The 6,981-nt window shown below is 66.9% G+C and carries 7 protein-coding genes; 4 read left to right on the top strand and 3 right to left on the bottom strand.

The annotated features are described in order from the left end of the window. Nucleotides 1-66 precede the first annotated feature (66 nt). From DBR34_RS15070 to DBR34_RS15055, 4 genes are all read left to right on the top strand, one after another. Entirely contained in the window at nt 67-519 is a 453-nt protein-coding gene (locus DBR34_RS15070) for a nucleoside deaminase (RefSeq protein WP_019186053.1), read from the top strand. A gap of 257 nt (nt 520-776) precedes the next feature. After that, entirely contained in the window at nt 777-1,067 is a 291-nt protein-coding gene (locus tag DBR34_RS15065) for a hypothetical protein (RefSeq protein ID WP_128097400.1), read from the top strand. Between the two features lie 62 nt (nt 1,068-1,129). Continuing rightward, nucleotides 1,130-1,471 (top strand): hypothetical protein, encoded by a 342-nt coding sequence (locus DBR34_RS15060; protein ID WP_128097399.1) that lies wholly within the window; start codon nt 1,130-1,132, stop codon nt 1,469-1,471. Nucleotides 1,472-1,539: 68 nt separating this feature from the next. Continuing rightward, the gene (locus DBR34_RS15055) at nt 1,540-1,989 is read left to right on the top strand and encodes a low affinity iron permease family protein (RefSeq protein ID WP_128097398.1); all 450 of its coding nucleotides are present in this window, start codon (nt 1,540-1,542) and stop codon (nt 1,987-1,989) included. A 132-nt stretch (nt 1,990-2,121) separates the two neighbouring features. On the opposite strand, the gene DBR34_RS15050 is transcribed toward DBR34_RS15055, so the two are convergent. The 3 genes from DBR34_RS15050 to DBR34_RS15040 all read right to left on the bottom strand — a co-directional run. After that, nucleotides 2,122-3,513, bottom strand: a complete 1,392-nt coding sequence (locus DBR34_RS15050; protein ID WP_128097397.1) for an efflux transporter outer membrane subunit — start codon at nt 3,511-3,513, stop codon at nt 2,122-2,124. Continuing rightward, nucleotides 3,506-6,694 (bottom strand): multidrug efflux RND transporter permease subunit SmeE, encoded by a 3,189-nt coding sequence (gene smeE / locus DBR34_RS15045; RefSeq protein ID WP_128097396.1) that lies wholly within the window; start codon nt 6,692-6,694, stop codon nt 3,506-3,508. The genes DBR34_RS15050 and smeE overlap by 8 nt, the downstream gene beginning before the upstream one ends. A 12-nt stretch (nt 6,695-6,706) precedes the next feature. Further along, nucleotides 6,707-6,981: HlyD family secretion protein (locus tag DBR34_RS15040; RefSeq protein WP_181394028.1), on the bottom strand; the 275-nt coding region annotated here is incomplete at its 5' end.

Genomic DNA, 6,981 nt, shown 5'->3' with positions numbered 1-6,981 from the left:
GTGCCGGCCGGTGCCGAAGCCGCTGGCGGCCACTATCATGGCGGTCCAGATGCTTACGGACCGCCCATGATCACCACCCCCGACTACGCCGCCCTGCTTGAAACCGCCATTGCCGAGGCCCGCCAGGGCCTGGCCGAAGGCGGCATCCCGATCGGCGCTGCCCTGTACCACAACGACGGCCGCCTGCTAGGCTGCGGCCACAACCGCCGCGTGCAGGAAGGCGACCCGTCCGTACACGGGGAAACCGATGCGTTCCGCAAGGCCGGCCGCCAGCGCCGCTACCAGGACACCATCATGGTCACCACGCTGGCCCCGTGCTGGTACTGCAGCGGGCTGGTGCGCCAGTTCAACATCGGCACCGTGGTGGTGGGCGAGTCGGTCACCTTCCAGGGCGGCATCGAGTGGCTGCGCGAGAACGGGGTCAAGGTGATCGACATGCAGAGCCAGGCCTGCATCGATCTGCTGGGCGGCTTCATCTCGGCCCATCCAGAGGTCTGGAACGAAGACATCGGCGAGTGATCGCCGGGTGTCGCGCCGTGGGTTGACCCCTTCCACTGCGCCTGCAGCGTGCTGCGGCACCCGGTCGCAGCACGTTCGGTTCTGAACGCTTCAGTTCCGGTGTGCCGGGTGAACACGCTGTGCCAGCAGCGTATGCGCGTCCTCATGCACCGCAGTGTCCACACCTGCGGCACCGCGCGACGACGCTGCACTAACAAACCGTGCACAGCGACCGCCTATGGTGGATGCACAGGGGGCAGCAGCGTCGAGGAGACGTCATGAATGCCCGAATACGCCGCACCGCCGCCATGGATCCCGCGCTGGCCACTGCCTGGGAACAACTGCAGGTGCATTACGCCGCCTACCAGAACTCCGCGCCGTTCTGGACCGCCTACCAGGCCATCCAGAACGCACTGACCAACGCCCATCCCCACCGGCGCATCGACGTCTGCAACCAGCTGGCCACGTTGGCCGAGCAGCTGGGCGTGGTCGATCATGCGCAATTGCTGGGCGACCGCTGCGCTGACAATGTCAGCCAGGATCGCCACGCGGAGTCGACGCCACAATGACATCGCATGCACTGCGCTTTACGCACTCTTGCAAAACTCCCTCCCTGCATATCGATGCCACCATGTCTTCCGCCCAGCTTTCCATCCCTGCCGTGATCGACGTAGACGCCGAAGTGGCGTACTGGCGCCAGCGCCACGCCGACGGCAACCTTGGCACGGGCACCGGGTCGTTCGGCCACTACGTGCCGTGGATCAAGTTCGCCTGCGATTCGCTCATCACCCAGCCGCGCGCGAGCGACGAGCAGCGCGATGAAGCGTTCCAGACCCAGTACGCGCTGCAGATCATGCCGCGCCTGAGCGAAGAGCAGGCCCGCGCGTTCGTCGAATCCTGCTGGGAACATGTGTACCTGGCCAGCCGCCACGACGTGGCCACGCGCCCACGCCTGGGTGCCGCACGCGCCTGAGCACGCTGCACGGCGCGTACACGGCACGGCGCCAATGATGGGGTCCCGTTGCTACCCTGCCGTGCCGCATGAGCCTTCGAAGTGTGTTCAACCTGGTCGCCAAAAAGGCGGCCTATGCAGCGGGAACGCCCTGGACGTTCCTTGCCGCCGTGTCCATCGTGGTTCTGTGGGCACTCAGCGGCCCCATCTTCAAATTCAACGATACGTGGCAGCTGGTGATCAACACCGGCACCACCATCATCACCTTCCTGATGGTGTTCCTGATCCAGCACAGCCAGAACGCCGACGCGGCGGCGGTGCAGATCAAGCTCGATGAGCTGATCCGGGCCACGGCCGAGGCCAACAACGAACTGCTCGACCTGGAAGAGCTCGATGAAGAGCGACTGGAAGAGATCCGCGGCGAATACGAGCGCATGGCCCGCGAAGCCGGCGATGCGCTGGAACGTGCCCGCCGCTGCCATGGCGACGGGCGCAAGGACGACCAACGCAACGACCGGACGGATGAACCGCAGTCATGAGCGCGTTGATGACCACGACGATGACCGGTAGAGCCGACTGTTAGTCGGCTGCCATCCGCTCGTGGGAAAGGCCAGCCGACCAACGGTCGGCCCTACCGCGCTGCGCGCGCCGCACCGCGTTGCGCGCCCCGCTCAGCTGCGTTCGTGCCAGCCGCCACCCAGCACCTTGTACAGCGCGACCTGGTTGGACTGCTGCGCCAGCTGCGTGCTGACCAGCGACTTGCGCGCGGTATAAGCCGTGCGCCGCGCATCCAGCAGGGTCACGAAGCTGTCCAGCCCCGCGTCGTAGCGCGCCTGCGACAGCGTCTGCGCCTGCGTGGCGGCCGCCATCAGGGCCTGCTGCGAGGCCAGCTGCGCATCCAGACTGTCGTTGAGGGCCAGAGCATCCGCCGCCTCGCGGAAGCCCGACTGGATGGCCTTCTCGTACTGCGCCAGCGCGATATCGCGGTTGGCGGTGGCCACGCCCAGGTTGGCGCGCAGCTTGCCGCCCTGGAAGATCGGCAGGTTCAGCGTGGGCACGAAGCTCCACGCACGGGTGCCGCTGTCGAACAGGTTGGACAGCTCCGACGACGCCGACCCGATGCTGCCGGTCAGGCTGATCGACGGGAAGAACGCCGCGCGTGCCGCCCCGATGTTGGCATTGGCCGACAGCAGCGTGTGCTCGGCGGCCATCACGTCGGGGCGACGCAGCAGCACCTCGCCGGACACGCCGGCCGGCAGCGGCCGCACCGCCGCGACTTCGGTGACTTCGGTGGCCGGCAACAGGGTGTCATCGACCGGACCACCGGCCAGCAGCACCAGCGCGTTGCGGTCCTGCGCCACCTGCCCGGCAAAGCGGGCTACGTCGGTGCGCGCGGTTTCCACCAGGGTGCGGGTCTGGCTGAGTTCCAGCGACGATGCGCCACCGAGCTGGTGGCGCGCCTCGGCCAGCCGCAGCGAGTCTTCATAGCTGGCCAGGGTGGCCTGGGCGATGCGCAGCTGTTCGTTGTCCGCGCCCAGCGTCAGCCAGGCATTGGCCACTTCGGCCACCAGGCTGAGCTGCGCGCTGCGGCGGTTGGCCGCTTCGCTGAAGTACTGCTGCAACGCCGCCTGGCTCAGGTTGCGGACGCGGCCGAACAGGTCCAGCTCGAACTCGACCACGCCCAGGTTCGCGCTGAACTGCTCGGTCACCGGGGCATCGCCGCCGGTGCGGGTCATCTGCCCCTGCACGCCAAGGGCGGGCACGCGGTCGGCGCGCTGGATGCGGTACTGCGCCCGCGCCTTTTCGACGTTGAGCACGGCCACGCGCAGGTCGCGGTTGTTGTCCAGCGACTGGGCGATCACCGCCTGCAGGCGCGGGTCGACGAAGAACTCGCGCCAGCCGATGTCGGCCACCTCGACGGTGGCCGCGGACGTGCCGCTGGTGGTGGCCGGCCACTGCGCCGGGATCGCCGGGGCGACCTCGGTGCTGGACGGCACCAGCGTGGCGCAGCCGGACAGCGCCGCAGCCACGGCGAGGGCCAGCAGGGAGGATGCCTTACTCATGGGTGTCACCTTCCGGCGTAGTGCCGTTGTGTTGCGTGCCGGCCTGCGGGGATGCCCCGGCCGCGCGCAGCTTGCGGTTGAACAGGCGCTGCACCACCACGAAGAACAGCGGGATGAAGAACACGCCCAGCACGGTGCCCACCACCATGCCGCCGAGCACGCCGGTACCGATCGCGCGCTGCGCGCCGGAGCCAGCACCGGAGGCGATCGCCAACGGCAGCACGCCCAGGCCGAAGGCCAGGGAGGTCATGATGATCGGGCGCAGACGGTCGCGCACGGCATGCATGGTGGCCTCGATCAGGCCGGCGCCCTTCTCCAGGTTTTCCTTGGCGAACTCCACGATCAGGATCGCGTTCTTGCTGGTCAGGCCCACCGTGGTGAGCATGGCCACCTGGAAGTAGATGTCGCGTTCCATGCCGCGCATGGTGTTGGCCAGCACCGCGCCGAGGATGCCCAGCGGGGCTACCAGCAGCACCGAGGTCGGCACGCTCCAGCTTTCATACAACGCGGCCAGGCACAGGAACACGATCAGCAGCGACAGCGTGTACAACAGCGGCGTCTGCGAACCGGCCTGGCGTTCCTGGTAGGACAACGCGGTCCATTCGATCTCGAAGCCCGGTGGCAGGTCCTTGGCGAGGCGCTCGATTTCCACCATGGCATCGCCCGAGGCCACGCCCGGGGCCGGCTCGCCCTGGATTTCCATGGCCGACACACCGTTGTAGCGCTCCAGGCGCGGCGAACCGTAGTCCCAGCGCTTGGAGGCGAAGGCACTGAACGGCACCATCTCGCCCTGGCTGTTCTTCACCGACCACACGTTGAAGTCGTCCGGGTTCATCCGGAAATCCGCATCGGACTGCACGTACACGCGCTTGACCCGGCCACGGTCGATGAAGTCATCGATGTAGCTGCTGCCCCACGCGGTGGCCAGCGTGTTGTTGATCGACGCCACCGACAGGCCGAGTGCATTGGCCTTCTCCACGTCCACGTCGATGCGCAGCTGCGGGGTGTCTTCCTGGCCGTTGGGACGCACGTTGGCCAGCAGCTTGCTGCCGCCTGCGCCGCCCAGCAGCTGGTTGCGTGCGTTGAGCAACGCCTCGTGGCCCTGCCCGCTGGTGTCCTTCAGGAAGAAGGTGTAGCCCGAACCGATGCCCAGCTCCGGCATGGCCGGCGGCGGGAAGGCGAAGATGAAGGCGTCCTTGATCTGGCCCAGTGCACCCATCGCGCGGCCGGTGATCGGCCCCACGCCCTGGTCGGCGTCGCGCTCCTTCCAGTCCTTGAGCTTGATGAAGGACATGCCCGCGTTCTGGCCCATGCCGGCGAAGCTGAAGCCCTGCACCGAGAACACCGACTCGACCGCCTCGGTTTCGTTCTTCAGGAAGTGCTCTTCCAGCTGGTACATCGCTTCCAGGGTGCGTTCCTGGGTAGCGCCGACCGGGGTCTGCACCAGCGCCATCAGGATGCCCTGGTCTTCGTTGGGCAGGAACGAGCTGGGCAGGCGCATGAACAACAGGCCCATCACCAATGCCAGCACCGCGAAGATCGACATGAAGCGCCACGGCCGGGCCAGGATGCCCTTGACGCCGCGCTGGTAGGTTTCGCTGGAGCGGTCGAAGCCGCGGTTGAAGCCGCCGAAGAAGCGGCCCGACCAGCCCTTGTGCGCCACGTGGTGCTCGCCCTTCTTCAGCGGCTTGAGCATGGTGGCGCACAGCGCCGGGGTGAGCACGATGGCCACCAGCACCGACAGCGCCATGGCCGACACGATGGTCGCCGAGAACTGCCGGTAGATGACGCCGGTGGCACCGCTCATGAAGGCCATCGGCACGAATACCGCCGACAGCACCAGGCCGATACCCACCAGCGCGCCGGTGATCTGGCCCATCGACTTGCGGGTGGCCTCCAGCGGCGACAGCCCCTCTTCGGACATGATGCGTTCGACGTTCTCCACCACCACGATGGCGTCATCGACCAGCAGGCCGATCGCCAGCACCATGGCGAACATGGTCAGCATGTTGATCGAGAAGCCCAGCGCGGCCAGGATGCCGAACGTACCCAGCAGCACCACCGGTACCGCGATGGTGGGAATCAGGGTGGCGCGGAAGTTCTGCAGGAACAGGTACATCACCACGAACACCAGCACGATCGCTTCGATCAGGGTCTTGATGACACCCTTGATCGAGACCTGCACGAACGGGGTGGTGTCATACGGCACCACCGATTCCAGCCCGGCCGGGAAGTTGGACTTCATGTCCTCCAGCGCGGCGCGCACGCCGTTGGCGGTGTCCAGCGCGTTGGCGCCGGTGGCCAGGGTGATGGCGATACCGGTGGACGGCTTGCCGTTGTAGCGAGTGACGAAGTCGTAGCTTTCCGCCCCCAGTTCCACGCGGGCAACGTCACCCAGGCGCAGCTCGCTGCCGTCGGTGCCGCCACGGACCAGGATGTTGCGGAACTGTTCGGGGGTCTGCAGGCGGTCCTGCGCGTTGATGGTGGCGTTGAGCTGCTGGCCCTTCACCGACGGCGCGCCGCCGAGCTGGCCGATGGCGACCTGCGCGTTCTGCGCGGTGATCGCCGCGGTCACTTCATCCACCGACAGCTTGTAGGTGTGCAGCTTGTTGGGGTCCAGCCAGATGCGCATGGCGTACTTGCCACCGAACACCTGGATGTTGCCCACGCCCGGCACGCGGCTGAGCGGGTCCACGACATTGGAGCCGACGTAGTCGGAGATGTCGTTGGCGTCCATGCTGCCGTCGTTGGACACAAAGCCGATGACCTGCAGGAAGCCGCTGCTCGACTTGGCCACGTTGATGCCCTGCCGCTGCACTTCCTGCGGCAGCAGCGGCATGGCCAGCTGCAGCTTGTTCTGCACCTGCACCTGCGCGATGTCCGGGTTGGTCCCGCTCTCGAAGGTAAGGGTGATGGTGGCCTGGCCATTGGCCGAGCTGTTGGAGGAGAAGTAGATCAGGCCATCGATGCCCTTCATGTTCTGCTCGATGATCTGGGTCACCGAGTCTTCCACCACCTTGGCCGACGCACCCGGGTAGGTGGCGCTGATTTCGACCGCGGGCGGGGCCACTTCGGGGTACATGGAGACGGGCAGCTTCACCACGGCCAGCGCACCGGCGAGCATGATGATGATCGCAATCACCCACGCGAAGATGGGGCGATCAATAAAATAACGAGCCATTGGATTCTCCGCTTACTGCTTGTCGGCCGGCGCCGCCGGTGCCGCCGGCGTGGCCGGCTTGGCCGGCGCGGCGCCCATCTCGGTGGCCTGCACGGGCATGCCCGGCTGGATCTTCTGCAGGCCTTCGACGATGACCTTGTCGCCCGGCTTCAAGCCATCCTCGACCAGCCACTTGCTGCCAACCGCGCGGCTGACCTTGACCGGGCGCACTTCGACCTTGTTGTCCTTGCCGACCACCATGGCGGTGGTGTCGCCCTTGGGATCGCGGGCGATGCCCTGCATGGGCA

Origin of the sequence: Stenotrophomonas sp. HMWF003, from assembly GCF_003061285.1 — a bacterium.
Classification (GTDB): domain Bacteria; phylum Pseudomonadota; class Gammaproteobacteria; order Xanthomonadales; family Xanthomonadaceae; genus Stenotrophomonas; species Stenotrophomonas maltophilia_AP.
Note: the sequence above shows the minus strand (reverse complement) of the source record. Positions and strands in the feature narration are given on the sequence as shown.

Bases quoted from the DNA above. Each gene is read 5' to 3' on its own strand.
- DBR34_RS15050 (WP_128097397.1), bottom strand. From the start codon at position 3,513: ATGAGTAAGGCATCCTCCCTGCTGGCCCTCGCCGTGGCTGCGGCGCTG.
- DBR34_RS15070 (WP_019186053.1), top strand. From the start codon at position 67: ATGATCACCACCCCCGACTACGCCGCCCTGCTTGAAACCGCCATTGCC.
- DBR34_RS15060 (WP_128097399.1), top strand. From the start codon at position 1,130: ATGTCTTCCGCCCAGCTTTCCATCCCTGCCGTGATCGACGTAGACGCC.
- DBR34_RS15055 (WP_128097398.1), top strand. From the start codon at position 1,540: ATGAGCCTTCGAAGTGTGTTCAACCTGGTCGCCAAAAAGGCGGCCTAT.
- smeE (WP_128097396.1), bottom strand. From the start codon at position 6,694: ATGGCTCGTTATTTTATTGATCGCCCCATCTTCGCGTGGGTGATTGCG.
- DBR34_RS15065 (WP_128097400.1), top strand. From the start codon at position 777: ATGAATGCCCGAATACGCCGCACCGCCGCCATGGATCCCGCGCTGGCC.